This window comes from Streptomyces sp. NBC_01210, from assembly GCF_036010325.1.
Lineage (GTDB): Bacteria > Actinomycetota > Actinomycetes > Streptomycetales > Streptomycetaceae > Streptomyces.
This window is the reverse complement of record NZ_CP108549.1, coordinates 8,484,369-8,510,632: the sequence shown is the minus strand read 5'-3', so window position 1 is coordinate 8,510,632 and position 26,264 is coordinate 8,484,369. Positions and strand designations below refer to the sequence as shown.

The 26,264-nt window shown below is 67.0% G+C and carries 34 protein-coding genes; 11 read left to right on the top strand and 23 right to left on the bottom strand.

Annotation, left to right across the window (positions count from 1 at the left end; all coding sequences use genetic code 11):
* Positions 1-2 precede the first annotated feature (2 nt).
* The 6 genes from OG735_RS38305 to OG735_RS38280 form a co-directional block, all read right to left on the bottom strand.
* The gene (locus tag OG735_RS38305) at positions 3-1,097 is read right to left on the bottom strand and encodes a terpene synthase family protein (RefSeq protein ID WP_327327746.1); all 1,095 of its coding nucleotides are present in this window, start codon (positions 1,095-1,097) and stop codon (positions 3-5) included.
* A 353-nt stretch (positions 1,098-1,450) separates the two neighbouring features.
* Entirely contained in the window at positions 1,451-4,048 is a 2,598-nt protein-coding gene (locus OG735_RS38300) for an ATP-binding protein (protein WP_442812559.1), read from the bottom strand.
* A 380-nt stretch (positions 4,049-4,428) separates the two neighbouring features.
* The gene (locus OG735_RS38295; protein ID WP_327327745.1) at positions 4,429-4,695 is read right to left on the bottom strand and encodes a DUF4235 domain-containing protein; all 267 of its coding nucleotides are present in this window, start codon (positions 4,693-4,695) and stop codon (positions 4,429-4,431) included.
* The gene (locus tag OG735_RS38290) at positions 4,695-5,123 is read right to left on the bottom strand and encodes a DUF3618 domain-containing protein (RefSeq protein ID WP_327327744.1); all 429 of its coding nucleotides are present in this window, start codon (positions 5,121-5,123) and stop codon (positions 4,695-4,697) included. Before OG735_RS38290 ends, OG735_RS38295 begins: the two co-directional genes overlap by 1 nt.
* On the bottom strand, positions 5,120-5,539 hold the full coding sequence (locus OG735_RS38285; protein WP_327327743.1) for a phage holin family protein: 420 nt from the start codon (positions 5,537-5,539) through the stop codon (positions 5,120-5,122). Before OG735_RS38285 ends, OG735_RS38290 begins: the two co-directional genes overlap by 4 nt.
* 151 nt (positions 5,540-5,690) lie before the next feature.
* Positions 5,691-6,764, bottom strand: a complete 1,074-nt coding sequence (locus OG735_RS38280) for a YihY/virulence factor BrkB family protein (RefSeq protein WP_442812643.1) — start codon at positions 6,762-6,764, stop codon at positions 5,691-5,693.
* Positions 6,765-6,875: 111 nt separating this feature from the next.
* Here OG735_RS38280 and OG735_RS38275 point away from each other — a divergent pair, with 111 nt between their 5' ends.
* On the top strand, positions 6,876-7,157 hold the full coding sequence (locus OG735_RS38275) for a hypothetical protein (RefSeq protein WP_442812558.1): 282 nt from the start codon (positions 6,876-6,878) through the stop codon (positions 7,155-7,157).
* Between the two features lie 72 nt (positions 7,158-7,229).
* Here the strand turns inward: OG735_RS38275 and OG735_RS38270 are convergent, their stop codons facing one another.
* Genes OG735_RS38270 through OG735_RS38225 form a run of 10 tightly spaced genes read right to left on the bottom strand, consistent with a single transcriptional unit; the run spans position 7,230 to position 12,819 of the window.
* Complete coding sequence (locus tag OG735_RS38270) at positions 7,230-7,508, bottom strand: gas vesicle protein K (RefSeq protein WP_327327741.1); 279 nt, start codon at positions 7,506-7,508, stop codon at positions 7,230-7,232.
* A complete protein-coding gene (locus OG735_RS38265) occupies positions 7,505-7,732 on the bottom strand; it encodes a gas vesicle protein (protein ID WP_327327740.1) in 228 nt (75 codons plus the stop codon). Before OG735_RS38265 ends, OG735_RS38270 begins: the two co-directional genes overlap by 4 nt.
* A gap of 3 nt (positions 7,733-7,735) precedes the next feature.
* The gene (locus OG735_RS38260) at positions 7,736-8,533 is read right to left on the bottom strand and encodes a GvpL/GvpF family gas vesicle protein (protein ID WP_327327739.1); all 798 of its coding nucleotides are present in this window, start codon (positions 8,531-8,533) and stop codon (positions 7,736-7,738) included.
* On the bottom strand, positions 8,530-8,892 hold the full coding sequence (locus OG735_RS38255) for a gas vesicle protein (protein WP_327327738.1): 363 nt from the start codon (positions 8,890-8,892) through the stop codon (positions 8,530-8,532). The genes OG735_RS38260 and OG735_RS38255 overlap by 4 nt, the downstream gene beginning before the upstream one ends.
* A gap of 9 nt (positions 8,893-8,901) precedes the next feature.
* Complete coding sequence (locus tag OG735_RS38250; protein ID WP_327327737.1) at positions 8,902-9,879, bottom strand: SRPBCC family protein; 978 nt, start codon at positions 9,877-9,879, stop codon at positions 8,902-8,904.
* Positions 9,880-9,885: 6 nt separating this feature from the next.
* A complete protein-coding gene (locus OG735_RS38245) occupies positions 9,886-10,983 on the bottom strand; it encodes a histone protein (protein ID WP_327327736.1) in 1,098 nt (365 codons plus the stop codon).
* 7 nt (positions 10,984-10,990) lie between these two features.
* Entirely contained in the window at positions 10,991-11,239 is a 249-nt protein-coding gene (locus OG735_RS38240) for a gas vesicle protein GvpG (RefSeq protein ID WP_326654453.1), read from the bottom strand.
* Position 11,240: 1 nt separating this feature from the next.
* Entirely contained in the window at positions 11,241-11,987 is a 747-nt protein-coding gene (locus tag OG735_RS38235; RefSeq protein WP_327327735.1) for a GvpL/GvpF family gas vesicle protein, read from the bottom strand.
* A gap of 3 nt (positions 11,988-11,990) precedes the next feature.
* Positions 11,991-12,464 (bottom strand): gas vesicle protein GvpJ, encoded by a 474-nt coding sequence (gene gvpJ, locus OG735_RS38230; RefSeq protein WP_327327734.1) that lies wholly within the window; start codon positions 12,462-12,464, stop codon positions 11,991-11,993.
* Between the two features lie 34 nt (positions 12,465-12,498).
* Positions 12,499-12,819, bottom strand: a complete 321-nt coding sequence (locus tag OG735_RS38225) for a gas vesicle protein GvpO (protein WP_327327733.1) — start codon at positions 12,817-12,819, stop codon at positions 12,499-12,501.
* Positions 12,820-13,040: 221 nt separating this feature from the next.
* Between OG735_RS38225 and OG735_RS38220 the strand changes: the two genes are divergently transcribed.
* Positions 13,041-13,196: a DUF6131 family protein gene (locus OG735_RS38220; protein ID WP_327327732.1), complete on the top strand. Its 156-nt coding sequence runs from the start codon at positions 13,041-13,043 to the stop codon at positions 13,194-13,196.
* A gap of 254 nt (positions 13,197-13,450) precedes the next feature.
* Positions 13,451-13,942 (top strand): hypothetical protein, encoded by a 492-nt coding sequence (locus tag OG735_RS38215; RefSeq protein WP_327327731.1) that lies wholly within the window; start codon positions 13,451-13,453, stop codon positions 13,940-13,942.
* Positions 13,943-13,962: 20 nt separating this feature from the next.
* Here the strand turns inward: OG735_RS38215 and OG735_RS38210 are convergent, their stop codons facing one another.
* The 3 genes from OG735_RS38210 to OG735_RS38200 are packed head-to-tail and all read right to left on the bottom strand — an operon-like array spanning position 13,963 to position 15,607.
* Positions 13,963-14,745, bottom strand: a complete 783-nt coding sequence (locus OG735_RS38210; RefSeq protein ID WP_327327730.1) for a metallophosphoesterase family protein — start codon at positions 14,743-14,745, stop codon at positions 13,963-13,965.
* A complete protein-coding gene (locus tag OG735_RS38205) occupies positions 14,742-14,996 on the bottom strand; it encodes a hypothetical protein (RefSeq protein ID WP_327327729.1) in 255 nt (84 codons plus the stop codon). Before OG735_RS38205 ends, OG735_RS38210 begins: the two co-directional genes overlap by 4 nt.
* Positions 14,993-15,607 carry a nucleotidyltransferase family protein gene (locus tag OG735_RS38200; RefSeq protein ID WP_327327728.1) on the bottom strand — a complete coding sequence of 205 codons (615 nt, stop codon included), beginning with the start codon at positions 15,605-15,607 and terminating at the stop codon, positions 14,993-14,995. Before OG735_RS38200 ends, OG735_RS38205 begins: the two co-directional genes overlap by 4 nt.
* Positions 15,608-15,919: 312 nt before the next feature.
* On the opposite strand from OG735_RS38200, the gene OG735_RS38195 reads away from it, so the two are divergent.
* The 4 genes from OG735_RS38195 (at position 15,920) to OG735_RS38180 (ending at position 19,139) form a co-directional block, all read left to right on the top strand.
* Positions 15,920-16,165 carry a DUF6158 family protein gene (locus OG735_RS38195; RefSeq protein WP_327327727.1) on the top strand — a complete coding sequence of 82 codons (246 nt, stop codon included), beginning with the start codon at positions 15,920-15,922 and terminating at the stop codon, positions 16,163-16,165.
* A 97-nt stretch (positions 16,166-16,262) separates the two neighbouring features.
* Positions 16,263-17,813 carry an FAD-dependent oxidoreductase gene (locus OG735_RS38190; protein WP_327327726.1) on the top strand — a complete coding sequence of 517 codons (1,551 nt, stop codon included), beginning with the start codon at positions 16,263-16,265 and terminating at the stop codon, positions 17,811-17,813.
* 484 nt (positions 17,814-18,297) lie between these two features.
* Entirely contained in the window at positions 18,298-18,831 is a 534-nt protein-coding gene (locus tag OG735_RS38185; protein WP_327328598.1) for a type 1 glutamine amidotransferase domain-containing protein, read from the top strand.
* Positions 18,832-18,965: 134 nt separating this feature from the next.
* Complete coding sequence (locus tag OG735_RS38180; RefSeq protein WP_327327725.1) at positions 18,966-19,139, top strand: CsbD family protein; 174 nt, start codon at positions 18,966-18,968, stop codon at positions 19,137-19,139.
* Between the two features lie 111 nt (positions 19,140-19,250).
* Here OG735_RS38180 and OG735_RS38175 read toward each other — a convergent pair whose 3' ends face one another.
* The 4 genes from OG735_RS38175 to OG735_RS38160 form a co-directional block, all read right to left on the bottom strand.
* Entirely contained in the window at positions 19,251-19,583 is a 333-nt protein-coding gene (locus OG735_RS38175) for a DUF3140 domain-containing protein (protein WP_327327724.1), read from the bottom strand.
* A gap of 184 nt (positions 19,584-19,767) precedes the next feature.
* Positions 19,768-20,277, bottom strand: coding sequence for a mycothiol transferase (locus OG735_RS38170; protein ID WP_327327723.1), 510 nt, complete (start codon positions 20,275-20,277; stop codon positions 19,768-19,770).
* A 185-nt stretch (positions 20,278-20,462) separates the two neighbouring features.
* Positions 20,463-21,020, bottom strand: a complete 558-nt coding sequence (locus OG735_RS38165; RefSeq protein WP_327327722.1) for a hypothetical protein — start codon at positions 21,018-21,020, stop codon at positions 20,463-20,465.
* Positions 21,021-21,132: 112 nt separating this feature from the next.
* Positions 21,133-21,429 (bottom strand): DUF1876 domain-containing protein, encoded by a 297-nt coding sequence (locus OG735_RS38160; RefSeq protein WP_327327721.1) that lies wholly within the window; start codon positions 21,427-21,429, stop codon positions 21,133-21,135.
* A 273-nt stretch (positions 21,430-21,702) separates the two neighbouring features.
* Here OG735_RS38160 and OG735_RS38155 point away from each other — a divergent pair, with 273 nt between their 5' ends.
* The 4 genes from OG735_RS38155 to OG735_RS38140 all read left to right on the top strand — a co-directional run bounded on the left by OG735_RS38155 (position 21,703) and on the right by OG735_RS38140 (position 26,043).
* A complete protein-coding gene (locus tag OG735_RS38155; RefSeq protein WP_327327720.1) occupies positions 21,703-23,028 on the top strand; it encodes an ABC transporter substrate-binding protein in 1,326 nt (441 codons plus the stop codon).
* 65 nt (positions 23,029-23,093) lie between these two features.
* Positions 23,094-23,975, top strand: coding sequence for a carbohydrate ABC transporter permease (locus OG735_RS38150; protein WP_327328597.1), 882 nt, complete (start codon positions 23,094-23,096; stop codon positions 23,973-23,975).
* Entirely contained in the window at positions 23,975-24,808 is an 834-nt protein-coding gene (locus OG735_RS38145; protein WP_327327719.1) for a carbohydrate ABC transporter permease, read from the top strand. Before OG735_RS38150 ends, OG735_RS38145 begins: the two co-directional genes overlap by 1 nt.
* Positions 24,809-24,846: 38 nt before the next feature.
* Positions 24,847-26,043: an ABC transporter ATP-binding protein gene (locus OG735_RS38140; RefSeq protein WP_327327718.1), complete on the top strand. Its 1,197-nt coding sequence runs from the start codon at positions 24,847-24,849 to the stop codon at positions 26,041-26,043.
* Positions 26,044-26,264 lie beyond the last annotated feature (221 nt).

The window sequence follows — 26,264 nt, the reverse complement described above, 5'->3', positions numbered from 1 at the left end:
CTTCAACTCCTTGTCATGCACGGTGTCGCTGCCCGCGACCCGCTGCTCTCAACATTGGTATCGGTATCGGTATCGGTGTTGGGCCGTGCCCGGAATCGGGTGACGGGTGCGGTGAGGCTGATCCAGCCCGAGGTGGAGCCGTCCCAGACATAGCCGTCGCCGAAGTAGCGAGGCGTGAGGTACTCGAACTCCGCACTGCCACCGATCAGGTGGTCCAGGCCGTTCAGATAGGCACGGATGTCCGCGCGCGTTCCGTGTGGACCGTTCAACATCCGGTCGCGAGCCACGATGTAGGCCTTCTCGTGATGATCGACCAGCTTGTGAAGCCGGTCGACGCACTGCTGCAGACCCAGTCCCCCACGCTCGGTCAGCACGCGAACCACCGTCATCTTGTCGCCCTGAGCGTGCTCCTTGCGCCACGAGAGCAGGTCGTTGACGATGATCATCTGCCGCATACAGTGCGTGTGCACGTCCGCGAGCAGCCGATCGAGTCCGGTCATGTCGACGCCCGCCGCATATTCGGTCATCAACCGGATGAAGTCGCAGCCGAAACTGTCCAGACGCACGGTCATACAGGTCTCGTAGTCCGGCACCCGCTCCGTCAGCTTGAACCGGATCTCGGTGACGCACCCACGGAGAAACGCTTCGAGAGCACCGGCGAACCGTCGGATCTGACCGGGAGAGAGCCCAGGGCTGATACGACGCCACAGCTCCTTGCCCGCTACGCCGTAGGGAAAGTCCTCTCTCCCGCCGCCGTCACCGTGGAAGTCGTCCATGACCTCGGCGAACACATCGCGGGCACTGGCCTCATCGGCTCCCAGCGCCGAACGGTCCGAGGCGAAGCTGTCGATGACGGTGACGTACTGGTACCAGTCCGCGACATCGAGCGCCCGCTGCTCATCCGCGTACGGCACGGTCAGTGGCCCGTACAGTCCGTTGCGCTGGCGTAGGTAGCGCAGCAGGTCTTCCTCGCTCGCGAAGCAGTCGCCGAGCCGGCTGCGCACCCAGCCGTTCGACCGGAACTCGATCTGCGTTGCCTTGGGGTGGTAGGCCACCGGCAGCAGGCGAGGCAGCTCGGGCAGGAAGAATTCGGTCATGACGTCCTCACGGAAGCGGAAGCGGCGTGGGCGAGTTGACGCAAGGTCTCGACGGGGCCGCCTCCGTGAAAGGGGCGTGGTCGAGGGCTTTCACGTCCAGCTCGACATCGGTGCGAGCCCCGATGGTGTGGCCCTTCGCACCTGCCACAGCAGCGCGCATGGCCCCCTCCGAGGAGCGAGACGAGGAAGCAACAGCGAGCAAGTCAGGGCGGGGATCAGGTACTCCCCCGTCCGTTCGCCCTGGATGCTTCACCTCTCGACGCACAGGGAAACCGACGATGCTGCCCCTGGCGCACCATGCCCCCACGATGTGGTGCACGGCACGGCGCGCGCGGGCAACCGTGCGCCGTTGACTACGCGGATGGTGCTCCGCTAAGCGGCTCGTGCCGCACCACATCCAAGCGGCGAGGCCTCAGCCCCGCCGTGACCAGCTCGTCGCGCGCCCGTGCCGCAACACCCACGGCCCCGCACCGACCGGCCAGATCCACTCCACGGTGCAGAGGCTCGGCCGCTTGCGAGAGAAGTCCGGCACGGCGCAGAGCGGTGCCGAACTCGACCAGAGCGCTCGCGAGTTCGTACGACGAGGGCGACAACTCCAGCGTAGTGACGGCACGCCGCAGCAGAGCAATTCCCTCGGGCCCGTCCGTCACCCGGGCGAGCACAGACAGCGCCTTCCCCACTGCCGTGGCCGTACCGAAGCGCTCGGCGCGGCGCAGTGCCTCCTGCGCCAGATCCAGCGCCCGCCCAGCATCCGTCGTCCGGGTAGCCAGCGAGAGTTGGGGCAGCCACGGGCACCAGGCCGGATTGCGCATTCCACGCAGATCGAGGCGGCGGCCCACCGCGGACAGCTCTTCAGCGGCCTCCTTGTCCATGCCCCGGGCCAACAGCAGTTCGCCGTGGACAGTCTCGGCGTCGGGAAGCGTCACGGCCGAGGGGAACGGCTTACCGAACCGGCGGGCGACCGCCAGCTCCTGGGCAGCCGCGGTCTCTCCGCGGGCCATCAGGATTTCGATCAAGGTGGCCATCGCGTACCACTGCGCATGAATGCCCGCGGGCCCCAGGCGGTCCGCGAGTTGCAGCCCGGCGCGTACAAAGTCCTCGGCGTCGGTGAGCTGACCTTTCCAGAACCGGATGTAACCGAGCAGGCTGTAACCGAGCGAGAGATGCACCCCGCGCCAGCCCTGCTGTTCGTACTCCGCGATGGCTCCCGCGTACAGATGCTCGGCCCGGTCCGGGCGGTCGCAGTACAGGAAGGTGAGGGCCACCAGCGACGGGACTTCGAAGCCCCACCTCTCGTCCGTCCAGCTCATCCCGCCGGAACCCAGCGCCCGCTCCGCGAACTCCACCGCGGTTGCCGCCGGTTCGCCGCGCACCATCGCATCCCATGCGCGCAACCCGTAGAGGTAGCGCTCGGTCTGGCTCTCACCGGACAGCCGCCGCGTGAGGTGGCTGAGCCGACGGGACAGAGCCGGGGCTTCCCGGTCGTCGGAGGTGAACGCCGACATCCTGAAGTGCTCCATGAGCATGCGAAGGCGTTCTCGCGAGTCCGTGGCCGTACGGAATTCCTCCATCGCCAGGTCCGCCGCCTCCGTGAGCCTGTCGCAATGCGACAGCGCCCGCCCGAGACGGATCACGATGCTCTGCCGCAGTGCCGGCTGCAGATCCGGCTCCTCCAGCGCAGCCCGCAAATGGTTGACCGTCACGGCCGGATCGTGCAGGAGCGCCGGGGAACCGAGTTCGTGCAGCACCGTGGCCCGCAGTCCCGCGGGCGGAGGCTCGCGCAGGGCGCGGCTCAGGCAGCGCCGGGCAGCGTCGGGAGCACCACGGCGCACATATTCCCGGGCCGCGTCGCGTAGCTGCTCCGCCACCCAGACATCCCCCTCCGGCTGTGTCTCCAGCAGATGTCGAGCCGCCGCAGCCGGACCCTTGCCCGCCTCCACGAGCTCCCAGGCCGCCTTGCCGTGCAGTGCCACCCGCATCGCGGGCGGGATGGCCCGATAGACCGCCGTCGCGATCAGCGGATGGACGAACTCCGGCTTCATGCCGTACGTCAGAATGCGCTCGGTCCGCAGCGTATCCGTCGCTTGCGCGGCCTCGGCCGGTCCCTGCGCCGCCAGCGCCGCAGCCATGCCGAAGGTCGCCTCCGAGCCGAGGACGGCCACAGCCCAGGCCATCCGCACAGCGAGCGTGCCCAGCTGCTCCAGCCGGTCCACCAGGCCGCCGCCCCTGGTCTCGGCAGCAAGGTCCCGCAACGCGCAGGCGTTCTCCCTCCCGGGGACCAGCTGACCGTCGCGTACCTTCGCCGCCAGCTCGACCGTCTCGAAGGGATTGCCGCCGGTGACCAGCCAGGCTTCACGACAGAAGTCGTCGTCGGCCTCGGTGCCCAGCGCCTCGCGCATCAGATGGGCGACCGCGGCCGGCGTCAACGGCGCCAGGTCGAGCGGACCCACCCGGTTCCGCCCGACCATGTCGCTGAACGTCGTGGCTTCATCGGGCATTTCCTCCGCGCGGTACGCGACGACCAGAAGTACGGGCAGTTCCTCGACCCGTACGGCAAAGGAGGTCAGCCACGCCAGGGACTCCGCGTCCGCCCAGTGCGCATCGTCGACGACCAGGACCAATGGGCCACGCTGTACCGACACATGCGTGACCACCCAATCCAGACCGTCCCGCACACCTTGCGGATCCGGCACCACGCCCTCCACGGCGGGACTCAAGCCGACACAGGGGCCCACGATGCCGTACCAGTCGCCCAGCAGCTCCCGGCGCTCACTCTCGGAGTACGAGGCCAGCAGCGGCTGGAGCAACTGCCGCACCACATGGAAGGCCAGACTCCGCTCCTGCTCGCCGCCCTTCGCGAAGAGCGCGGTGCACTCCCGCTCCGGCGCAAGGCGACGCACCTCCTCCAAGAGGGTCGTCTTGCCCGCTCCGGCCGGTCCTGTGAAGGCCATCAAGCCACCGCGCCGTGCTGAGGGGATCACCGCACCCGTCGGCGATCGGCCGCTCACGGCGTCCAACGCCGCCTTGACAATGACCAGTTCGGCATCTCGCTCAAGAGCTCTCGGCACGATCCGCATGTCCCGCTCGCGCTGCTCCTCGTCCGGTGCTGGACCTACGGCTCGCTGCGTGTCCGACCAATCCGTGGCCACCCGTTCCCCTCCTGGCACGACGAGCATGCACGTCGGAGACCCCCGCCCTTGACGTAGCGTATCCCCCAAATCACCGTCAGCGAGAGGGCGGAGGCGCAGATACATCCTCATGAGTGCACACGCCATGACGATGTCCCGCTCCTCCGGCGCATTGGCACTCCGCGGATGCGGCGGTGTGGGGGTCAGCCGGGCCAGGTTCCGGTCAGGCGGTGCACGGCGCCGGCGCCGGCGCGGTCGACCGCCGCCTTGACCGCGGCAAAGATCGCACCCTGCAGGCCGGCGGCGATCAGAACTTCCCCCCAGCTGCGATCTCTGTCGGTGGCGTCGGGAGCATCCTCGTCGTGGCCGGTGGCCTTCCATACCTGCTTGAAGACCGCGCCGGCGAGAGCACCGCTCGTGGCGCCCAGTACCAGGCCGACCGGCTTGTAGGCAATCTTGGACGCTTTCATCAGCTCTTCCTCCTGCGGCGGACGAGGACGACGACGGCCAGGGCGGCTGCACCGGCGATGAGCAGATTGCGGTTGCCGCGCGCGACCTGCGCCGTCCGGGCGACCTTGTCGGCAACCGGATCCGGGGTGTTGTCCTGGATCTTCTCTCCGAAGGCGTGGGCAGTCTCGGCCAGTTGCTGCTTGGCGTACGCGGCCTTGTCGCGTACCGCCTCCGGAGTCTTGTCCTGCGCAACGTGGAGGGCGTGGGCTGTCTTGTCCTGCACCTGGCTCTTGACCCTCGCCGCCTTCTGCTGTGCCTGGGCCTTGATGTCGGCCTTGGCGGCCAGCGCCTCGACTGTCCGACCGAGTTCCTCGCGGGTTCCCTGCGCCTGCTCGCGCAGTGCTTCAGGGGTGGGTGTGGAGCCGTTGTTCCGGGACTTGTCCGTCATCGGTGTGCCCTCTCCTTGATCTCGGCGACGTCGTCCTTGACGCCCTCGATGGCTTGCTCGGGGCTCGGCGGGGCGGCCAGGCTGATCTGCTTCCTGCCCACGGCGGCGAGCACGCCGGCCACCGCGAGGAGGACGGCGGTCACGGCCAGTGCCGAGATCCACAGCGGCCAGAGCAGATCCAGAGCCACGATCGCGGTGGCCGCAAGGGCCTGCAGGGCGATGAAGCCGATGACGCCGGCTCCGCCGTACAGACCGCCACCCCTGCCGAACCGTTTGCCCTTCTGCTGCATCTCCGCCTGCGCCAGTCGCAGCTCCTGCCGCATCAGCTGGGATATCTGCTCCGATGCCTGCTTGACCAGGTCGCTCACGGATTCCTCGGAGTCCTGGCGCGGCGGGTGGTCCAGTGACCTGTTCATCGTCGTGACCTTCCGTTCGGTTCGTGCGCGGCTTGATCTCCACGGCGAGTACCCGAGCCCGGTCGGCCCATTCGGACGACCACCGCCTCGGCTGAGGGAGTCGCAGCAGAGCGCGGAGCAGCGGCCGGGGTGCGCGGTGCACGAGGGCGGGTCAGCGGTCGCCCATCTCCTTGCGTTCCTCATCGGTCCACGTGCGGGTGTCCCGCGGCTCCACGTAGGGCTCTTCCTCCTTGGGGTGGCCGCCGATGATCGCGCGTTCGCGGACCATCTCCGCGTCGAATTCCAGGCCGAGCAGGATCGCCAGATTCGTGATCCACAACCAGACCAGGAAGATGATCACTCCGGCCAGGGTCCCGTAGGTCTTGTTGTAGGAGGCGAAGTTCCCCACGTACAACGCAAAGCCCGCCGAGGCGATCATCCAGATCACCAGAGCCAGGAAACTCCCCGGAGTGATCCACTTGAATCCGCGGCCCTTGGCGTTCGGTGACGCCCAGTACAGGATCGCGATCATGATGGTGACCAGCACCACCAGGACGGGCCACTTGGCAATCGACCACACCGTCAGCGCCGTGTCCCCGATCCCCAGCGCCGTACCGACCTCCCGGGCCAGACCGCCGGTGAACACCACGATCAACGCACTGACGCAGGCAAGGGTCATCAGCACCAGGGTGACGCCCAGCCGGACCGGCAGCACCTTCCACACCGGGCGGCCCTCAGGCACGTCATAGACAGCATTGGAACTGCGAATGAACGCCGCCACGTACCCCGACGCCGACCACAGCGCGACCAGCAGGCCGACAATCGCCACCACCGAACCGGTGCCACCGTTGCCCTGGAGCTGTTCGATCGCATTCGAGACGACATCCCGCGCCGGGCCGGGGGTCATCTTCTTGATGTTGTCCAGAACCCTTTTGGTCGCCGACTCACCGGCGATGCCGAGCAGCGAGACAAGGACCAGCAGCGCGGGGAAGAGCGCCAGCACCCCGTAGTAGGTCAGCGCCGCTGCACGGTCAGCCAGCTCATCGTCCTTGAACTCCGCCACCGTCCGCTTCAGCACCGCCCGCCACGACTTTTTCCGCATCGCTGTCGGATCGTCCGGAGCGTCACGCTCCACCTGCGGATCCGGCCCTGGCCGACCGCCGTCCGGCTCCGAATCCGTCCCACGAGCCGCACGCCGGTGCTCGCCGTCCTGCGGGCGTTGCTCATCCCGCTTGGCCTGCCACATTGGTGCCATACCGTGCGGGTGACCGCAAATCACTGTCCTGAAACTGGCGCCTGGTGCCTTATCCCTGGTGCCTGGGCGGGCGCCCTCCGGGGGCGCCCGCAGCGTGCTGGCATGACAGCGTCACTTCGCCTGGAGAAGGTCACTCCCGACAACGTTCTTGCCGCATGCCGCTTGGCGGTCCGCCCCGACCAGGAGCATTTCGTGGCTCCGGTCGCGCGGCCGTCGGCCGAGGCGTACGTGCAACCCGATCTCGTCCGGCCCCGGCTGATCTTCGATGGCGAGCCGCTCGCGGGCCTTGTGCTCGCGGGCCTTGTGATGGCCTTCTTCGACGTCCGTTTCAACCCGGTGAGCGAGGACGAGCTCGTCGGCGAGCTGGATCCGACCGGGGCCTGAGCGCACCGGCCCGTAGCCCAGGCATGATCCACCGGAAACGCCCTCGACGAAGCGGGACCGCGTAGGCCCGAATCAGCTGCGCGGAAGAAGGGTACCGAGTGGTCCGAGGTCGAGGTTGAGGTCTTCGGGACGCAGCCCGTGCTGGTCGCAGAGTTCGGTCATGCGTTGCTCGAGCAGCATGAGTGTTGTACCGATCTCGTCGACCTGTTCGTCAGTGAGATCGCCCAGTTCAACACGGCGAATCGCCTGACGTTCCATCAACTGCCTGAGGAGCTCCACCACGGTCAGAACAAGCGCGACGAGGTCATGTCCCATCTGGTCCCGGTCCAGGTCGAGTCGACTGGCCTTCATAGGGGGCCTCCATCCGCCCAGGGTGCGGGAACGCGCTCGTTGACGGACGACAGCAGTGCGTGCAGGGACAGCCGCACCAGTGGAACGTCGGCGATCGCGATGACCAAATCACCGCTGATGACCACGCCAGTGGCGAGAAGACGGTCCAGGAGGTCGACGAGCGGAACTCCGATGGGGCCCGACAGGGGCTCCGGAGCATCCCAGGGCACCACCTCGTGCGTCATGGCTTACACCTCGCCGACGAAGGAGTACGGCACCCAAGGCCCTGAGACTTCGATCTGCGCCCCGGTCCGCTGCCGCAGCGACTGGGCCAGGCGGCCGAGTTCATGAACCCGGTGCTCGGCCACCAGGTAGGTGGCGTTGAGGATCTGAATACGCCGATTACCCGCCGGCTCTTGGCCGTGGGACCGCAGCCGGCGGAACGCGGTTGCAAGGGTTCGGAGTTCGGCATCCACCTCGTCCGCGATGCGCAACGTCTCTTCTTGGTGGCGTTCGCGCCGTTGCTGAATACCTCGCTTGCGATCCAGGTAGGCAAGTCCGGCACCGGGGGCCGGGGGGGCGGACACAGCAGGAGGGGTGGTGGGGCGCGCGGTGTCCGTCGGAGTGCTGGGGGCGTACACCTTCACTCCCCATTCGGCGTGATTCTCAATGCGTTTCAGAACAGCGTGGAAACGGTCCGCTTCGCTCGTCAGAGCTTTCCGTGCGCTCGCGTCGCTGAGGTACAGAGTGGCCAGCGGAAGGGGAATCGTAGGGCCACCGAGGGAAACGGCGGAAACCACTTCATGGTGAGCGCGTGCACATCGCTCGAGCTCATCGCGGTCCGAGAGGCGTTCCTGCCAAGCCTCGTCGATGAAGTCAGCGGCGGGCACGTGCTGGACGACAGCGGTGAGCGTCCCGAACGGCAGACTTCGTACGGGCGCTTCGCCCGAGAGGCCGGGCAGCCCCGTCACCGTAGCCGGCTCCAGGCTCCGGCAGACAGCGAAGACGTAGGTGGCGACGGCGGAGTCGGGGGCCTGCTCCTTCATGTGCCTCGTTTCTCCTTGGTCCGTTGCAGGGACGAGGTGTCGTCGTGCCCCTTCGATTCCAGCGCCTCCAGGCGATCACGCAGCTGGCGATTCTCGTCCTGCAAGGCGCTGCGGGACGCGCGGGAGCTCAGTGCCGGGTCCGTCTCCCACCAGTCGATGCCGGCCTTCTTCGCCGTGTCCACGGATGCCACGAACAGACGGAGCCGGATGGTCAAGAGCTCGATGTCGAGAAGGTCGATCTTGATGTCACCGGCGATGACGATCCCCTTGTCGAGGACGCGCTCAAGAATGTCGGCGAGGTTGGTGGTCTGGGGCCCGGCGACGGGTTGGGAGCCTTGTCTGAAGTCAACGTCGGTCACGTGGCCGCCTCATTCCTCTCTCTCCTCGTCGTCAGGTTCCTCTTCCTCTTCCTCCTCCCACTCACCGTCCTCGTCTCCCTCGTCTCCCTCGTCTCCCTCGTAGCCGCCGTCTTCCTCGTCTCCCTCGTCTTCCTCCGTGTCCTCGGCCTCTTCATCAGCTGCTTCTTCCTCCTCCATGGCCTCTTCATGGGACACGACAACCTCGCCGTCACGGATTTCGCCGCGCCAGCCTTCGGGCTCCTCGTCGGTGAGGGTGACGTACCGCTGGAAGTGTTTGAAGTCCAGTCGCAACCGGCGACCCTGCGCGCGCCACAGGTTGCCGGTCTTCTCGAAGAACCCGGAGGGGTAGTACTCCACGACCAGGACGATGCGGGTCAGAGTCGGCGCCAGCTCATGGAAACTGACGGCACCGCGGGTGGTGCCCTTGGGGCCCTCGGAGGTCCATACGATGCGGTCGTCGGGAATCTGCTCTTGCACGGTCGCTTTGAAGCTCCGCGAGGAAGGCCCGACCTTGACCTTCCAGTCACTGGTCATCTCGTCGCTCATCGAGACGTCCCGGACCCCCTTGGTGAAACTGCTGAACTGGTCGTACTGCGTCCAGTAGTCGTAGGCGGTACGTAGGGGCACTCCCACATCGAGGACTTCGATGATGTTCATGGACTTGCCGCCGCTGCCCTTGCCCTTCTTCTTGCCTCCACCCAGGGCGTCTTTGGCTTTGTCCACGACGTTGTCCTTGATGCCCTTTGCCTTCTGGGTGACAAAGGCCTTCAGCGGCGACTCTCCCTGCATGATGGAGCCGAGCGCAGGCATGAGAGACCCACCGTTCTCGGCGACATCGGTAAGCCGGTCTGTGACGTCGGTGAGCTTGTCGCCTGCCTTCTCAGCAAGGTGCCCCATCTGTGCGCTGAGGAAGTTCGACAGCTCTTCGCGGAGACGGTCGATACCCGACTCTTCTGCCTCGGGCTCGTCTCTTTTCGTCCTGGCCATGGTTGGCTACCTCCGGCGATCGGCGCGGTTGGTTGTCTTCTTGGCGGCGCGCCGCGATGACGTCGTCTTCTTGGCCGCGCTCTTCTTGGCGGGAGCCGTCTTCTTGGCCGCGCTCTTCTTGGCGGGAGCCGTCTTCTTGGCCGCGCTCTTCTTGGCGGGAGCCGTCTTCTTCGCCGCGCTCTTCTTGGCGGGAGCCGTCTTCTTCGCCGCGCTCTTCTTGGCTGGGGCTGCCTTCTTCGCCGGGGCCTTTTTGGCGGGGGCCGCCTTCTTCGCCGCGCTCTTCTTGGCTGGGGCTGCCTTCTTCGCCGGGGTCGCCTTCCTCGCCGCGGCCTTCTTGGCCGGGGTCGCCTTCTTCGCCGCGGCCTTCTTCGCCGGGGCTGCCTTCTTCGCCGGAGCCGCCTTCTTCGCCGCGGCCTTCTTCGCCGGAGCCGCCTTCCTGCCTGCGGCCCTCGTGGAGCGCCCTCGGGGCCTCTCACTGCGGCGGCGTCGCGGACTTACCTCCTCCGGCTCCTCCTCTTCTTCCTCTTCCGGCTCCTCCTCTTCCGGTTCTTCCTCCTCTTCCGGCTCCTCCTCTTCCGGCTCTTCCTCCTCTTCCGGCTCCTCCTCTTCTTCCTCTTCCGGCTCTTCCTCTTCTTCGTCCTCGTACTCCTCCGGCTCCTCCTCTTCTTCCTCTTCCGGCTCCTCCTCTTCCGGCTCCTCGTACTCCTCCTCCGGCTCCTCCTCTTCTTCCTCCTCCGGCTCTTCCTCCTCCTCGTACTCCTCCTCCGGCTCCTCCTCTTCCTCTTCCTCTCTCTCGCCGAGACGCGCTGTACGGTCACTGATCGCGTCAGCCAGCGAGCTCATCCCTCGGTTCGCTGTAGCTGTCACCGCCTTACGGCCAGCGTCGAGGACTTCCCCCTTCAACTTCTCCTGCAGCTCGGCGAATTGTGGGACCTCGCCCAGCCTGCGCATCCCTTCAGCGGCGAGCTGACGCGGTTCGAGCCCGAATCGCCTGCCCGCGACATACGTCGCCACGGTGAGAGCCAGTCGGCCTTTCTTGGTGCGGCCCAGCACGTAGCCGGCCACGATTGACACGGCGAGGGCCAACTTGGTTTGCTCGTCCATGGGTTAGTCACCTTCGTTCATTCCGCGCGCATGACGCTTCATGGAGTCGGTCGAGCAGCCGCTCCTCTTCCCGCTCGAACTCCTCTTGACTGATGTTTCCGTCTTCGAGCTCCTGATTCAGCGCGACCAGTTGGGCGCGCAGTACGGCGGGGTCATGCAGCTGGCGATCGGCAGCTTCATTGACTTTCTCCGCTACCCAGATCACTCCGCGGACCGGCGCGAGAGGGAATGTGAGCAGTCCCGTAAGGAGTCCCATGTCATGCTCCAGTCGGCGTGGGAGCGCCCTCTGCGGCGACGAAGCTGTAGCACGGCAGAGGGCCCGCAATGCGAAGCTCGACGCGTTCACGGTGGGCATCAGCAAACCGCTCCGCCGTTGTTAGGAAGTCGTCGCTGTCGCTCCGGTTGACGAGGAAGGACACGTTGAGAGCGCACCCCTGAACTTCCGGTCCCGCTGCTGCCGCGCGAGCCATGGGCGTGAGCTCGCGCACCAGACGCTGGCCGGCCTCGGCCGCTCTGCGGGACAGCGCCACAGCCACGGCTTCACCCAGCCGGAGCGTGGCGTCGTATCCGGGACGGCGACGTACGTCCTCGCGCAGCCGCCGGATGTTCCTGTCCTCAGCCACGAGGGCGGCCAACCCGTTCTCGGCCGAAAGTGCCTTGATGTTCACCTCGACCCCGCCGTCGACGTGCTCCAACGCCGCGATGTGGCGCGTCTCGACGACTGCCAGTTGCTTGCGCACGGTCTCCTCGTCCGGTGCAACCATTCCGAAGCGCATGGGCAGCACCGGTCCGCCGTCAGCCAGGCGCATCAGGAGATCCTGGTGTGCGAGCAGATCGCGACGGCGTGCACGCAGCTGCGGGGGCGCATCGCTGACGACGGCGGTGACACGCCCCTGCCGGACCACTCTCAAGGAGGCAGGCGGGCTGCCCACGCCGCAAGCGCCCGTCGGCAGCGGTTTTCCGGTCCGGATGATCGCGTAGACGTACACACCATTGTTCGTCACCGGTCATGCCTCCACGCGTCGGCGTCGACGGGCCCCGCTGCCGGCAGGCGCGCGTCGACGCGGCCGCTCCTGCTGCTCCTCGTCGGCCTCATCGGACTCATCGGACTCATCGGACTCATCGTCGTCACGGCCTCCGACCGCCTTGCGCACGGTGTCACCCACGGATTCCGCGGCCTTCCTCACCTTGCGCTTGCCGACGGACTTGGCCGCACCGCCACCGAACAGCTCCGGGACGGTGGTGCTGCGCGAGTCGCGCTCCAGGTCCAGTCGGCCGCACGCTTCGGCAAACCGCAGATAGGTGTCGACGCTGGCGACGACGATGCGCGCGTCTATCTTGAGGATCTCGATGCCCACCAGGGAGACCCGGACGAACACGTCGATAACCATGCCCCGGTCCAGGATGAGTTCCAGCACGTCGTACAACGTGCCGGCGCGTGGCGGGCACGCAACCTCGTCGGAGTACACGGTTGTGGGCATGGGTGCGTCCTCTCAGCTGGTCGGGCAGCGCAGATCACTCGTCGGCGGAGCCCCTTCGATAGCGGCGGACCCTGCGGTACTCCAAGAGCTCGCCGCCCTGATCGAGTTGCACCTCGTACGAGGCGAGCAAGCTCGTTGTGTCCGGAATTCGAGCCACCTCAAGGACGTCAACGACGACGCACCATCCGTCGTCCGTGTGTCGTACTGCCGACACGCCCTCTATGGGATGGCTGATCAGCCCCTCCAGCCGCTGGCACGCATCGCGGCCAGCTTGCTCCGGCCCCCGGGTGGAGGAGGCTCGTCGGCCCGACGTCTTTGCCGAGGGCCGCTCCCGCGTGCGCCGCTGTTCTGCCATAGCAACAAGTCTCATCGCTAACAGGAACGGCGCATCTTGTGCTGAGCCGTCGGCGTGGCCGCTGCGCCCCCGTGCGTGCACCGGGGGGCCTGCCACGCGGTTGCAGGGAGGGTCATGCACGGGTCGCGTAGCGCGCGGCTGTCGGATCCGGGAGCGGTTGCCGCCTTGACAGCCGAGGAGCAGAGTGATTTGGAGATCTTTAGGCGAATCGGGAGGTCACCGTGATCACTCTTGGCGTCATTCTGCTCGTCATCGGGTTCGTGGCCGGTATCAGTATCCTTTGGACCATCGGGATCATCCTGGTCGTGATCGGGGCAATCTTCTGGATCCTGGGGTCGGTCGGGCACGCGGTCGGCGGGCGGCGACACTATTGGTAGAGGACCGCGCTTATGGGGGGCGCTCGCGTAGTCCCCGTAACCGAGGGCATCTGGCAGCGAGTACGGCCCGGTGCCACATTCGCCACCAGGGTTACCCAGATACCAGCCTGATTGCGGCGTGCTGCTCTCCGGAGCGGCGATGCTCGGTCCCGGCTCTCGTCGCAGCGATCAACACGACTACGCCCCCCGCAGAGCGTGCCGTCGACGCGGACGCCGGCATCCCGGACGTGAATACGCAAGGAGGGAGGAACGTCGTGGACGAACGATCGCACCTGCTCGGCATCTACCTCAACGACCATCTTGCGGGTTCTTTCGCCGGCACCGATCTGGCCCGTCGCATGGCGAAAACCCACGAGGATCCGGCAGTCTCTTCGACCTTGGAGGCCATTGCGGCAGAGATTGCTCAGGACCGTTCGGCTCTGCTGGAGATCATGAGCAGGCTCGACCTCCCGGTCCGCCGTCACAAGGTCGTTGCGGGCTGGCTGGCCGAAAAGGCCGCCCGCCTCAAGACCAACGGCCGCCTTGTGCGTCGTTCGCCGCTCAGCTCCCTGCTGGAGCTGGAGATACTGCGACTGGGTGTGGAGGGCAAGGCGGCGGCATGGAAGACGCTGCGGCTGCTGGCTGACAGCGAGCCGCGGTTGGAGTCGCAGAAGCTGGACACCCTCCTCGAGCGTGCGGGCCATCAGCTGCGAACGCTCGAGGAGCTGCGCCTCCAGAAGGCGAGAACCACATTCCGGCACGCATGACACGCCTTCTTGGTGCTGTCTCAGCCGAACATGGCGGTGTCCGGCCTGCCCGCCGAGCCCGCCGCGCCGTCTCGGCCCGCGTGCACGGGCAGGTGGTAGACGGCGAAGGCGCGTCCGATCACCGGCTGGGCGACATTGCGCACGCGCACCCCACCGCTGGTCATCCCGTGCTCGCTGCCCAGGTGCGCATGGCCGTGCACAGCAAGGTCGGCTCCGGCTTCGTCCACGGCCTCGGCCAGTAGGTAACTGCCCAGGAAGGGAAAGATCTCCGGCGGCTCCCCAGCAAGGGTGTCCGGGACGGGTGCGAAATGCGTCAGCGCGATCCGTACGGCGCAGTTGCGCTCCTTGAGCTCCTCCAGCGACCGTCGAAGGCCGTCAGCGCAAAGCCTGCTGCGACGCATGAACGCTTTCATCTCGGGCTCGCCGAACTCGCCGCCGCTGCGTCCGGCGAACCCGCCGCCGAAACCCTTCGTACCGGCAACCCCCACCCGCACGCCGCCGACGTCCAGCACGGCGCTTTCGCTCTCCAGAACGGTCACTCCGGCCCCACCGAGCAGCGCCGTCACCTCGGCCTGCTGGTCGTTGTTGTAGTCATGGTTGCCGAGAACCGCCACCACCGGCACGTCCAGGCCGGCCACCTCCCCGGCGACCACCTCGGCCTCGTCGACCGTCCCGTGCCGGGTCAGATCACCGGCGAGCAGTAGCACGTCGGCGCACTCGCCCAGAGTGTCGAAGGCCGGCCGGAGCGTCCCCGCACTGTCGCGTCCCATGTGGATGTCGCCGACTGCCGCTACTCGGATCACGAGAGCTCCTCAGGATGGTCGGGTGCGGTCGTGGACACCACCACCAAGTCCTCCCGCAACGAGAGCCCCTGGAGCACCTCTCGCGCGACACGCAGAATCTCGTCCCGGCATTCGGGGCTCGAGACTGTGCCGGACAGCAGGACGGTGTCGCCGCGCAACTCGATCCGTACACCCATCTCCGCGGTCGGGCCGCTCGCCAGCCGGTCCCTCAGGTGTGCGATGCGGTACTCGGCGGTGTCGCCATGAGTCATGGCTTTGCCTCCCGCTTTTGGATGATCTCCAGAAGCTCGAGGAGGTAGAGAAACGCCTCGGGCATCGGCGAATCCCGGTGTTCGCGGCGCACTCGGTCCCAGTCGATCTTCTCGCGGAGGCCCCGGGCGATGGGGAGTACGGCTCCGAAGTCACAGTGATGCTCGGAGAAGGCGGCGAGCAGACTACTGACGAGGTCGGTGGGCGACAGCACAGGCATGCGCACCGAGTCCACCGGCAGGGTCTCGGCCCGGCCGAGCAGCTCTGGAGTCACCGGCTGTTGTGCCAGCTCGAAGATCAGGTCGATTTCCTCGCCATGGCTGCGGGCCTTGATCAGCCAGTCCTCCGGCGGGGTACGCACCTCGACCTCAGCGTTCTCCAGCGCCTCGGACACCACCGCCGCGTCTTCGCGCAGAATGCAGAAGTCGGCGTCGTGCTGGAGGCTGACCGGCACGCCGTGAGCGTAGGCGGCCACACTGCCGGCCAGAGCGAACGAGTGCCCGCCGCTCTTGAGTGTGGCGGCCACATGCTTGGTGGCTTCCAGGATCGCCTGAGTGCGATCCGGCGGGAGTGGCCAGGCACTGCCCCGCACCTCTGCGCTCTGTTGCTGCACGCGTCCGCCCTCCACAGCGCTGCCTCCGGCCGGCCGCAGGTCGGCCGGGGTACCCCGGTCACCGGGCTGGGCCTACGAGTAGATCCTCACCAAATGCACCGTACTCGTCCAGCGACCATCGCGGTCCCGTGTCGGCTCGCGTGCCAAAGCCTGTCCATGGGGCCAGAGTGGAAGAGAAGCTCCGGCGGGCGACGCAACGCAGCAACTGGAGCGCTGCCGCCCCCGCGCCCCCTGCCCGAATCGACGGCATTACGTAGTTGCTTCCCCAGCGGGTAGCAGGTACTGAACGAAGTGCAGACGGAAGGAAGTCCGATGAGCGACGCTGGAGGCAGGCACAGGGGTGTGGGGCCGGGAGATCTCGACGACCAGCAGCTACTGCGGGAGCTGGAAACCATTCACCGCACGCGGCACGACACGTTGCTGCACGGCTCACAGAACGCGCTGGTAGCGCACAGCATCCGCATGACGGAACTTGAAGCCGAGTACCTGAAGCGCCATTCCGACCGCCCTGTGGCGCCCGGCAGGACACGGGAAGGCGCCCGCGCGAGGACCGAGTGATTGGTGCCGTACGTCGCGCCCTCGGCGCACTGGGCCGATGGAAGTGCGTTCGCGCGCGACGCCGTTGGCCAAAGGGCAGAAAGGGAAGTCGGCAATCATGGCTGCGGAGCGCCCGACAATCGACGAGTCGTACTGGATGGTCACCACCCCCGGTACCGGCTACCCACCCGCCGGCACGGACCTGACCGCCGAAGTCGCCGTCATCGGCGGGGGCATCGCCGGCCTGTGCACCGCATGGGAACTGGTCCGGGCGGGCCTGGACGTCGTCGTCCTGGAGGCGGACCGGATCGCCGCCGGAGTGACCGGATACACCACAGCCAAACTGACGTCCCTGCACGGTCTGGCATATGCGCGGCTGGAGGCGAAGCACGGCGCCGACAACGCCGGTTTGTATGCGCTCTCGCAGCAGGACGCGGTCGAGCGGACAGCGACTCTCTGTGCCCAGCTGGGCATCGACGCCGACCTGGAGCGCGCCCCTGCCTACACATACGCAGAGGATTCGAAGCGCGCGGGCGAGATCAGGGAAGAGGCGGAGGCGGCCCGCAGGGCAGGACTCGACGCCTCCTTCGTGACCGAGACGGAACTGCCCTTCCCGGTCTCCGGCTCGGTGCGCGTCGATAGCCAGCTGCAGTTCCATCCGCGGAAGTTTCTGCTCGCCTTGGCCGAGAAGTTCGTCGCCGCGGGCGGCCGCATTCACGAACGCAGCCGCGTCACCGCACTCCACGACGGCAGCCGCTGCCGTCTGTCCACGGAGGGCGGAGTGACGGTCCAGGCGCGCGATGCCGTCATCGCGACCCACTACCCGGTATTCGACCGCACCTTCCTCTTCACCCGGCTCAAGCCCCGTCGGGAACTGGTGATCGCCGCGCCGGTACCGTCCGATGCCGCGCCCACGGGCATGTACATGAGTCCCGAGGACAGGGTCCGTTCGGTGCGCAGCGCGCCCTACGACGAAGGACGCCGGCTGCTCATCGTCACAGGTGAATCGTTCGAGCCGGGGGCCGGAGACGTACGGCAACGGTTCGCGCGCCTCGACTCCTGGGCGCGCGAGCGGATGCCCGGCTTCGCAGAGGCCGACAACGCCTACCGCTGGGCGGCGCAGGACAACGACTCGAGCGATCACCTGCCGTACGTCGGACACGCCCACCCGGGCACCCAGCACGTCTATGTGGCCACCGGCTTCGGCGGCTGGGGCATGAGCAACGGGGTGATGGCCGGCCGCCTGCTCGCGGCCCACATCGCAGGCGGGGGCCGACCTGCCTGGACCGACCTGTACGACCCGAGAAGGCTGCCTCGGGTCAGCGAGACGGCGGAGCTGGTGAAGTCCCAGACTTCTGCCGCCCGGCACTTTGTCGGCGACCGCTTGCACACCAGCCACGTCGACTCGGTGAACGACATCCCGCCCGGCAGCGGAGCGGTCGTACGACTGGAGGGAAGGCGCTGCGCCGTGTACCGCGACGAGTCGGGCCATGCCAGCGTGCTCTCCGCGCGCTGCACTCACCTCGGCTGCCTGGTGCAGTTCAACGATGCCGAGCGGGTCTGGGAATGCCCCTGCCACGGCTCCCGCTTCGCAACGGACGGTGCGGTCCTGCACGGACCCGCCACCCGGCCACTGGAATCTCGTGAGGCGTCCGGAACCGGGGGATGAACAGGGTGAGAGGTCCATCGGTCTCGGCTCCGATGCCCACATCGCGCATCCGCTCGGCACGGACAAGGGAAGCAGCGGTCAAAAAGACAGGTCGCACGGGGTGATGAGGTCGCGGCCACGACCTCTGAGGTCCCGCCCCGCTCTCTGAGGCGGCACCCCGGTACTGCGACCCGGGTAACCGACGGCGGGGATGCGAAACACCCCGGCGCTTGTGACGGAAAGTAGCTGCCTGGCAATCATGAGGCACATGCCATGCGGGCGGGGGACGAATCGCATTCGCTGGATTGCCCACCAAGCGGAAATAGCACGCTCATCAGGCTGGGTACGGGCTCGGACACCGCATCCTGGTCCGGTTCCGACCTCCCAGCGGCCCGCCCGGAAGACGGGTTCTGAAAGTTTGGGATATGCCGCGGCAATGTGGGCACTCGCGGTTGAGGTGGACGGGTACATATCGCCGCGCATCGACGGAAAGGACGTGAGTCCCGTGCGAGTGGCGTTTCTCATGGCTCCCGAGGGTGTGGAACAGGTCGAACTGACCGACCCCTGGAAAGCTGTCGTCGAAGCCGGTGGCGAGCCGGAACTGATCTCGACAAAGTCCGGACGCGTGCAGGCTTTCCACCACCTCGACAAGGCCGACACCTTCCCCGTTGACCGGACGGTCGCGGAGAGCAATGCAGAGGACTATGCCGGGCTGGTGCTTCCCGGAGGCGTCGCCAATCCGGACACACTGCGCATGAACAAATCGGCCGTCGCCTTCGTCAGGCTGTTCTTTGACCTGGCCAAGCCGGTGGCAGCGATCTGTCACGCCCCCTGGACGCTGGTGGAGGCCGACGTGGTCCGCGGGAGGACGCTGACCTCTTGGCCCAGCCTGCAGACCGACATCCGCAACGCGGGCGGCACGTGGGTTGACGAGGAGGTCGAGGTCTGCCGTGCCGCCCCCGCCACCCTGATCACGAGCCGGAAGCCCGCCGATCTGAAGGCTTTCTCCTCGACGTTCATCCCGGACTTCGGCAAGTGACCGGCAGCACCCTGGAGAGGGTCAAATGGTTACTGTAAGCAACAAAATGATCAATCGGTATCCACATGCGCACTCTGGGTGATGAGCGCAAGATGGGCATGCCAGCCCACTCCCCACATGAAAGGGCAACCGTCATGAGCAAGGCAAAGGCGAAGGCAAAGCAGGTCAAGGGAAAGATGAAGGAAACCGTCGGCAAGGCCACTGACGACCTGAGCATGCAGGCGGAGGGCCGTGGCGAGCAGATCACGGGCAAGACCCAGGAAGTCACCGAAAAGGCTGCCGACCGGGCGAAGAAGTCCGGACGGTAAGCCGGGATCACTCAAGGACTGGACCTGAGGCGGTACCCACCGCGTCAGGTCCAGCACCTTTAGCGTCAACCCCTGCCGCTTTTGGCGTCAACCCCCACCGCTCCGCCTCTTTCAGGGCTTGAGCGGATCGTGCCCGAGGGTCATGAGGCTGTGACGCGCCTGAACGTCCCCGGCGTCACGCACCCGCTCCTGCTGAGTTTCGACGGCTTCCACGACTTGGTGCATGACCTGAACGTCGTCGTCAGTGAGGTCGGCACGCCGCTTCAACAGAATCGACAGCACATGCCGGCCCGCCTCGACGTCGGCGCCCGCCGGCAAGGTTTCCGCGCTCTCGGCCTCCTCGCGGGTTTTGAGCCATGCGCTAAGTTCCTGGGAGGTCATGTTCACCAATTGGTGAAACTCATCCCAGAGAGCCTCGTTCTCGACTGCGTCCATTTCACCCATGCTCGGCTCCGTACATCGTGCCGTCTTTGCGGCAGGCAGCCGCGCCGGCCATCGGGCGCAGCGTCTTTACAGCCCTGCCGATGCCTCTCGGGTGACCAATCGGCAAGGACTCCAAACCTGCCGAACAAAGGCGAGCGCCGACAATCAGGAATCCCCGGCAGACAACTTCCGGCCGGGGAGCACGTCAACGGCGCTCCAAGGAGCCCCGAACAAATGCTGCCTGGCCAACGTGCTGCAGGTCGTCGGCGATGACGCTGACGAGACGGACGCCCAGAGTGACGGGCGGGGACCAGGTCTCGTCCACGACTCTGTCGAGCGCTGCGTCGTCGAGCCCGCGCACGAATCGCATGGTCTGCTCGTGGACGGCGTCGTAGTAGCCGAGCAGCAGCTCGGCGGACTGGACCTGTACCGCGGCGACCTGCTTGCTGGAGTGGCCGAACCCGGTCGCCCTCTTGGTAAAGGGCAGCTCGAAACGGTCCGCCCAGTCCTGGGAGAACCACACCTGCTCCCACGCGGCTGCATCAGCCACGTGATCGTCCTGGATGCGCGACAGATGCCATACGAGCCAGGCGATCGAATTCGCGTCGTCATCCAGCCGGGCGTTGAGGTCATCCGGTGAAAGCCCGTCGACCGCCGCGTGTACTGCCTCCCGGACGCGCTCGAACGCATCCGCCAGCAAATCCGAGCTGTTCATGCATCGATCCTTGATCCTGGGCCGTCCCGGCAAGTGGCTGTGTCTCCGGAACCACCATGAGCCCTCTACCGCCCCGGCCAGGCGTTCGACACGAAGTAGCGCGGCAGACACAGGTGATCGCGCCCCAAAACGCGCACCACCACTTCGGGCACATGCCAATCCGCTCCTCAATTTGCCCTGCGCGATCACAGCGTGGTGACCGGCGCGTCCGGCGGCAGCCGGAAATGCGTGCGCGCGGCCGACTCCAACGTGCTCGTAGCGTCCCAGTCCTCGTGCCGCACCACCTCCGCGCCCCCTTGCGAGAACGAACGGCCGATCCACTCGTCATAGCCCACGCCGTCGGGCGGACTGTCCTGGCGTCGTACGTGGTAGCCGCCCTTCCCGTCCATGGACAGCTCCACCAGCCACGGCGCGCGGACGCCTGTTCCCTCGACAAGGGTCCGGCCCCGCGCTGCCAGTTCGGAGCAGCGCGTGACCAGACCCACCTTCACGGCCCCGCCATCCATCTCGCGGATCTCGACGACCTTCTCCGCACAGAACCACCGGGCCGTGGAGGCCAACGAGGAGTCGGCCAGCATGCCGCCCTCCTTCTCCAGTCCGGCGACCAGTGCGTCATGCACGACCGGCTGGACGGCCTTCCTCAGCGTGGGATCGACATCAGGCGCGGGTGCCGTGCAGCCGGCGACCATCACCGCCAGGACTCCATACGCACCCGCATACCACCACACCCGCGCGCCGCTCATCGTCTCCCCCGCCCCCACGCTGCCGCGCCGTGAACTATATGTGGGAGCACGATTGTTCAGGTCCTGATAACAACTGGCTCTTACACGTGCGACCCAGGACGCAACGGCACTACTAGGTCATGTCCGACCAGGCGTAAGGCGGCCGGATAGGTCCGCTCCCCGATCCGGCGCCCACAGCCTCCAGGTCACGATCGGCCACCCTCATCAGCTGCCCGGCGATGTCTCTCATGGCCCGGCTCGCCGCCAGTTCGTCGCCGATTGCGGGGACGTCCACGTCCTGGGGATTGCAGTGGGCCACCCCGTGGCCGGTGAGCGTCGCGGTGCCAGTGTCCAGCACCGCCTCGGCCTTCGTCGTGCCGTCCTCCTCGGTCAGGCGAACGCGGACCTTCCACTCAAGTGTCCGAGTCATGGCGCACCTCCTCGCCCGCGGCCGCAGTGCGCCGCCGCGACGCAGTCCTGCCTTCAGGATCCCCCCGCCGGGGCCAGGTCGCGCGCCACCCGGAAACGCGCCGCCCGGAAAGGGGGACCCGCCAGGCAAGGGGGGCTGGCCATCCGGGGGATCTCCGGTCCCCCACACGACGCGTTGCGCTGGGCGGGGCAGAGGACCCGTTACGTTCCGGGGACGAAGGCACTGTGCGGGGTGACCAGGCACCCGGTGACCGCCGGGTCCGGGAGGTGAGCGGTGGGGCACACGAACGGGCAGGCCCCGGTGCGGGCGCGCGGCGAAGCATCGCCGCGACCCGCGAGCCGTGGCGCCGCACGGCGGCTGCGGTGCCTCACCGTGCTTCCCCTACTGGCCGGACTGCTGACCTCCTGCGGCTCGGACGAATCCGGCCCGGTCAGCCTGAACTGGTACAACTTTCCCGACGATTCAGGTGCCCTGGCCGGCGCAGCGAGCAACTGCACCCGCGCCTCGGGCGGGCGCTACCGCATCGCGTACAACAAGCTCCCGCGCGGCGCGGACGGCCAGCGTCAGCAGCTCGTCCGCCGGCTCGCCGCGCACGACGACACCCTGGACATCCTGGGCCTCGATGTCACCTGGGCTGCGGAGTTCGCCGAGGCCAATTGGATCCTGCCGTGGACGGGCGGCAATCGCCGGAGTGCCACCGCGGGCACCCTCGAGGTGCCGCTGCGAACGGCGACGTGGAAGGGCAAGCTGTACGCCGTCCCGTACAACACCAACACGCAGTTGCTGTGGTACCGAAGCGACCTCGTGCCCAAGCCCCCCATGACCTGGGCCGAGATGCTGGGCATGGCACGCAACCTCGCCAAGGAGGGCAAGCCCCACTACGTCGAGATCCAGGGCGCCCAGTACGAGGGGTTGACGGTCTGGTTCAACACGCTCGTGGAGAGCGCGGGCGGCTCCATCCTCAACGCCACAGCCACTGCACCCTCACTCGGCCCGCCCGCGGTCCAAGCGGCCACGATCATGCACAACTTGGCCACCTCACCCGCCGCAGACCCCTCCTTGTCCAATCAGATGGAGGATCAGAACCGGCTGGCCATGGAGTCGGGCACCGCCGCCTTCGAGCTGAACTACCCGTTCGTCTATCCCTCGATGAAGGCGAACAAGCCCGGCCTGTTCAAGAGTTTCCGCTGGGCGCCCTACCCCGGCGTGGGCCCCGGCCGACCGTCGAAACCCACCATCGGAGGCATCGACCTCGCCGTCGGCGCCTACTCGCGCCACCCTGACCTCGCGTTCGAGGCCGCGCTGTGCCTGCGCAACCGTCAGAACCAGATGACCGCGGCGCTCAAGGGCGGGCTGCCGCCCACGCTGCGCGCGCTCTACTCCGACAAGGCACTCTTCAAGAGCTACCCGTTCGCCTCCGAAGTGCTCTCGGCCCTGGAGAACGCCAGCGTCCGTCCCCAGACCCCCGCCTATCAGAACGTGTCCATCGCGATCTCGCACACGCTCTCCCCGCCATCGGCGATCAGTCCCCGGAGCGACGTCGTGAAGATCGGCGACCAGATCGAGGACGCCCTCCAGTCCAAGGGGCTGATCCCGTGAACACCCCGACCCCCGCTCCGTCGACGGCTCCGGCCCCCGCCCCCGCCCCCGGCAGGAGCGGAGCGTTGTCCGAGGGCGCACGGCAGGAGCGACGGCTGGGCTGGCTGCTGTGCGCGCCCGCGGTGGTCGTGATGCTCGCCGTCACGGCCTACCCCATCGGCTACGCGATCTATCTTTCTCTGCAACGCTACGACCTGCGCTTCCCAGGTCAAGCGCGCTTCGTGGGCCTGAGCAACTACGCGGCTGTGCTCTCCTCCGAGTTCTGGTGGGAGGCGTTCTGGGTCACCCTGTTCATCACCGTCATCTCCGTAGCCGTGGAACTCGTCCTCGGCTTCGCGCTGGCCCTGGTGATGCATCGCGCCATCTTCGGCCGCGGGACCGTGCGTACCGCGATCCTGATCCCCTACGGCATCGTCACTGTGGTCGCCGCCTATTCCTGGCAGTACGCCTGGACCCCGGACACCGGCTACCTCGCCGCACTCCTGCCGCCCGGCGATGCCCCGCTGACCGAGCAGTGGCCGGCCATCGGGCTGATCATCCTCGCCGAGGTCTGGAAGACCACCCCCTTCATGGCACTTCTCCTGCTGGCCGGACTCGCACTCGTGCCTGAAGAGACGCTGCGCGCCGCCATGGTCGACGGTGCGTCCGCCTGGCAGCGCTTCATTCTGGTCACGGTGCCGCTGATGAAGCCGGCCATTCTGGTGGCTCTGCTGTTCCGCACCCTGGACGCCTTCCGGGTCTTCGACAACATCTATGTGCTGACCTCGGGAGCTCATGGCACCGGCTCGGTGTCGATCCTCGGCTACGACAACCTGTTCACCGCGCTCAACCTCGGCATCGGATCGGCTATTTCCGTGCTCATCTTCCTTTGCGTCGGCCTGATCGCCTTCGCCTTCATCAAACTCTTCGGGGCTGCCGCCCCCGGCTCACAGGAGGCGGGTCGCTGATGGCCGGCGCAGGCAAGAGGCACGTCACCGGCTGGGCCGTCGCCAACACCGTGGTGATCGCCTATGCCCTGTTCCCGGTTTGGTGGATCGCGGCCCTGTCGTTCAAGGACCCCAGCACCCTCACCGACGGCAACTTCGTCCCGGACAAGTGGACGCTGGAGAACTACAGCGGCATCTTCCAGACCTCGGAGTTCACCCGGGCCCTGATCAACTCCATCGGTATCGCCCTGATCGCCACAGTGATCGCCGTTGTGCTGGGCACCATGGCCGCCTACGCCGTAGCGAGGCTCCGTTTCCCCGGCAAGAGGCTGCTGATCGGCATGTCCCTGTTGATCGCGATGTTCCCGCCGATCTCGCTGGTGTCCCCGCTGTTCAACATCGAGCGCATTCTGGGGATCTTCGACACCTGGCCGGGGCTGATCATCCCGTACATGACCTTCTCCCTCCCGCTCGCGATCTACACCCTGTCGGCGTTCTTTCGGGAGATCCCGTGGGATCTGGAGAAGGCGGCCAAGGTCGACGGGGCCACGCCCGCGCAGGCGTTCCGGCTGGTGATCGCGCCGCTGGCCGCGCCGGGCGTGTTCACCACCGCCATCCTCGTCTTCATCTTCTGCTGGAACGACTTCCTGTTCGCGATCTCCCTGACCTCGACCACCAGGGCCCGCACCGTGCCGGCGGCGATTGCCTTCTTCACCGGGAGCAGCCAGTTCCAGCAGCCCACCGGTTCGATCGCCGCCGCGGCGGTAGTGATCACCATTCCGATCATCGCCTTCGTGCTGCTGTTCCAGCGGCGCATCGTCGCCGGACTGACGTCCGGGGCCGTCAAGGGCTGACCGGCAGCAGCCGACCGTCAGGACAAGGAGCACCGACCGTGGCCGAGATCGTTCTCGAGGGCATCACCAAGCGGTTTCCCGACGGCGCCCTGGCCGTGCGGGACGTCAACCTCACAGTCGGCGACGGGGAGTTCGTCATCCTGGTCGGGCCCTCCGGTTGCGGCAAGTCCACCACGCTCAACATGATCGCCGGGCTTGAGGACATCACCGATGGCACCCTGCGGATCGATGACCAGGTCGTCAACGACAAGGCGCCCAAGGACCGCGACATCGCCATGGTCTTCCAGAGTTACGCCCTCTATCCGCACATGACCGTGCGAGAGAACATGGGCTTCGCCCTGCGCCTGGCCAAGGTCGACAAGACCACCATCAGGAGCAAGGTGGAGGAGGCCGCCCGCATCCTCGACCTGACGAATCATCTGGACCGCAAACCCGCGAACCTCTCGGGCGGCCAACGCCAGCGCGTCGCCATGGGCCGCGCCATCGTCCGCGCCCCCAAGGCGTTCCTGATGGACGAGCCGCTGTCCAATCTCGACGCCAAGCTCCGGGTACAGATGCGCACCCAGATCTCTCGACTTCAGCAGCGTCTGGGCACCACCACCGTCTACGTCACCCATGACCAGACCGAGGCCATGACGCTCGGGGACCGTGTGGTCGTGATGCGCAGCGGCGTCGTTCAACAGGTCGGCACCCCGCAGTATCTCTACGACGAGCCACGCAACCTGTTCGTCGCAGGGTTCATCGGCTCACCCGCCATGAACTTCCTCCACGCCACCCTGGAGGAGAACGTGTTGCGCACCATCGTCGGCGAGATCCCCGTGTCCGACGAGGTACGCCAGAGCCTGGAGCGCCAGAACGCGTCCCGGGACCTCATTGTGGGTCTGCGGCCCGAAGCCTTCGAGGACGCCGCACTGGTCGATCCGGGCCGGTTGGGGACGGGCACCGCCTTCACCACCACCGTGGATGTGGTGGAGTCCTTGGGCTCGGACGTCTACGCCTACTTCACCGAGGAGGACTGGCAGCCGACCGCCACGTCGGAGCTGGACGAGCTGGCCGCCGATTCAGGCATCAGTGAGACGGGAGCCAGCGGCCATCAGATTGTCACCCGGCTCAGTACCGGGACGCAGGTCCGCGAGGGGAGCCAGGCCGAGTTGTGGGTGGACACCTCGAGGGTCCATGTCTTCGACCCACGCACCGGCGCGAACCTCACCCACCGGGAGAACAGCGGCGGATGAGCCCGGACTGTCCGAGCAAGCCTGGCGTGCAGCCGACGTGGTCGCCCAGCATCGAGGCGTACTGATTCGAAAAACGTCAACATAGAAGAAGGTCGAATCAAGAGCGCATTGGCTGCTGCCCGAGATGATCGACAAGCTCGCGGCATCCTCACCCGTCCTGGATCACCACGGCGCCGTTCACACACGCCACGCCCCGGATAGGGTGATTTGATAGAACCTGC

What these genes read in the sequence shown, in the direction of transcription:
- OG735_RS38145 (WP_327327719.1), top strand. Translation starts at nt 23,975, where the DNA reads ATGGCCGGCGCAGGCAAGAGGCACGTCACCGGCTGGGCCGTCGCCAAC.
- OG735_RS38305 (WP_327327746.1), bottom strand. Translation starts at nt 1,097, where the DNA reads ATGACCGAATTCTTCCTGCCCGAGCTGCCTCGCCTGCTGCCGGTGGCC.
- OG735_RS38280 (WP_442812643.1), bottom strand. Translation starts at nt 6,764, where the DNA reads ATGTGGCAGGCCAAGCGGGATGAGCAACGCCCGCAGGACGGCGAGCAC.
- OG735_RS38160 (WP_327327721.1), bottom strand. Translation starts at nt 21,429, where the DNA reads ATGACTCGGACACTTGAGTGGAAGGTCCGCGTTCGCCTGACCGAGGAG.
- OG735_RS38195 (WP_327327727.1), top strand. Translation starts at nt 15,920, where the DNA reads ATGAGCGACGCTGGAGGCAGGCACAGGGGTGTGGGGCCGGGAGATCTC.
- OG735_RS38250 (WP_327327737.1), bottom strand. Translation starts at nt 9,879, where the DNA reads ATGGCCAGGACGAAAAGAGACGAGCCCGAGGCAGAAGAGTCGGGTATC.
- OG735_RS38285 (WP_327327743.1), bottom strand. Translation starts at nt 5,539, where the DNA reads ATGAACAGGTCACTGGACCACCCGCCGCGCCAGGACTCCGAGGAATCC.
- gvpJ (WP_327327734.1), bottom strand. Translation starts at nt 12,464, where the DNA reads ATGCCCACAACCGTGTACTCCGACGAGGTTGCGTGCCCGCCACGCGCC.
- OG735_RS38175 (WP_327327724.1), bottom strand. Translation starts at nt 19,583, where the DNA reads ATGGGTGAAATGGACGCAGTCGAGAACGAGGCTCTCTGGGATGAGTTT.
- OG735_RS38300 (WP_442812559.1), bottom strand. Translation starts at nt 4,048, where the DNA reads ATGGCCTTCACAGGACCGGCCGGAGCGGGCAAGACGACCCTCTTGGAG.
- OG735_RS38205 (WP_327327729.1), bottom strand. Translation starts at nt 14,996, where the DNA reads ATGACTCATGGCGACACCGCCGAGTACCGCATCGCACACCTGAGGGAC.
- OG735_RS38170 (WP_327327723.1), bottom strand. Translation starts at nt 20,277, where the DNA reads ATGAACAGCTCGGATTTGCTGGCGGATGCGTTCGAGCGCGTCCGGGAG.
- OG735_RS38190 (WP_327327726.1), top strand. Translation starts at nt 16,263, where the DNA reads ATGGCTGCGGAGCGCCCGACAATCGACGAGTCGTACTGGATGGTCACC.
- OG735_RS38245 (WP_327327736.1), bottom strand. Translation starts at nt 10,983, where the DNA reads ATGGACGAGCAAACCAAGTTGGCCCTCGCCGTGTCAATCGTGGCCGGC.
- OG735_RS38180 (WP_327327725.1), top strand. Translation starts at nt 18,966, where the DNA reads ATGAGCAAGGCAAAGGCGAAGGCAAAGCAGGTCAAGGGAAAGATGAAG.
- OG735_RS38275 (WP_442812558.1), top strand. Translation starts at nt 6,876, where the DNA reads ATGACAGCGTCACTTCGCCTGGAGAAGGTCACTCCCGACAACGTTCTT.
- OG735_RS38165 (WP_327327722.1), bottom strand. Translation starts at nt 21,020, where the DNA reads ATGAGCGGCGCGCGGGTGTGGTGGTATGCGGGTGCGTATGGAGTCCTG.
- OG735_RS38265 (WP_327327740.1), bottom strand. Translation starts at nt 7,732, where the DNA reads ATGACGCACGAGGTGGTGCCCTGGGATGCTCCGGAGCCCCTGTCGGGC.
- OG735_RS38225 (WP_327327733.1), bottom strand. Translation starts at nt 12,819, where the DNA reads ATGGCAGAACAGCGGCGCACGCGGGAGCGGCCCTCGGCAAAGACGTCG.
- OG735_RS38290 (WP_327327744.1), bottom strand. Translation starts at nt 5,123, where the DNA reads ATGACGGACAAGTCCCGGAACAACGGCTCCACACCCACCCCTGAAGCA.
- OG735_RS38260 (WP_327327739.1), bottom strand. Translation starts at nt 8,533, where the DNA reads ATGAAGGAGCAGGCCCCCGACTCCGCCGTCGCCACCTACGTCTTCGCT.
- OG735_RS38295 (WP_327327745.1), bottom strand. Translation starts at nt 4,695, where the DNA reads ATGAAAGCGTCCAAGATTGCCTACAAGCCGGTCGGCCTGGTACTGGGC.
- OG735_RS38270 (WP_327327741.1), bottom strand. Translation starts at nt 7,508, where the DNA reads ATGAAGGCCAGTCGACTCGACCTGGACCGGGACCAGATGGGACATGAC.
- OG735_RS38240 (WP_326654453.1), bottom strand. Translation starts at nt 11,239, where the DNA reads ATGGGACTCCTTACGGGACTGCTCACATTCCCTCTCGCGCCGGTCCGC.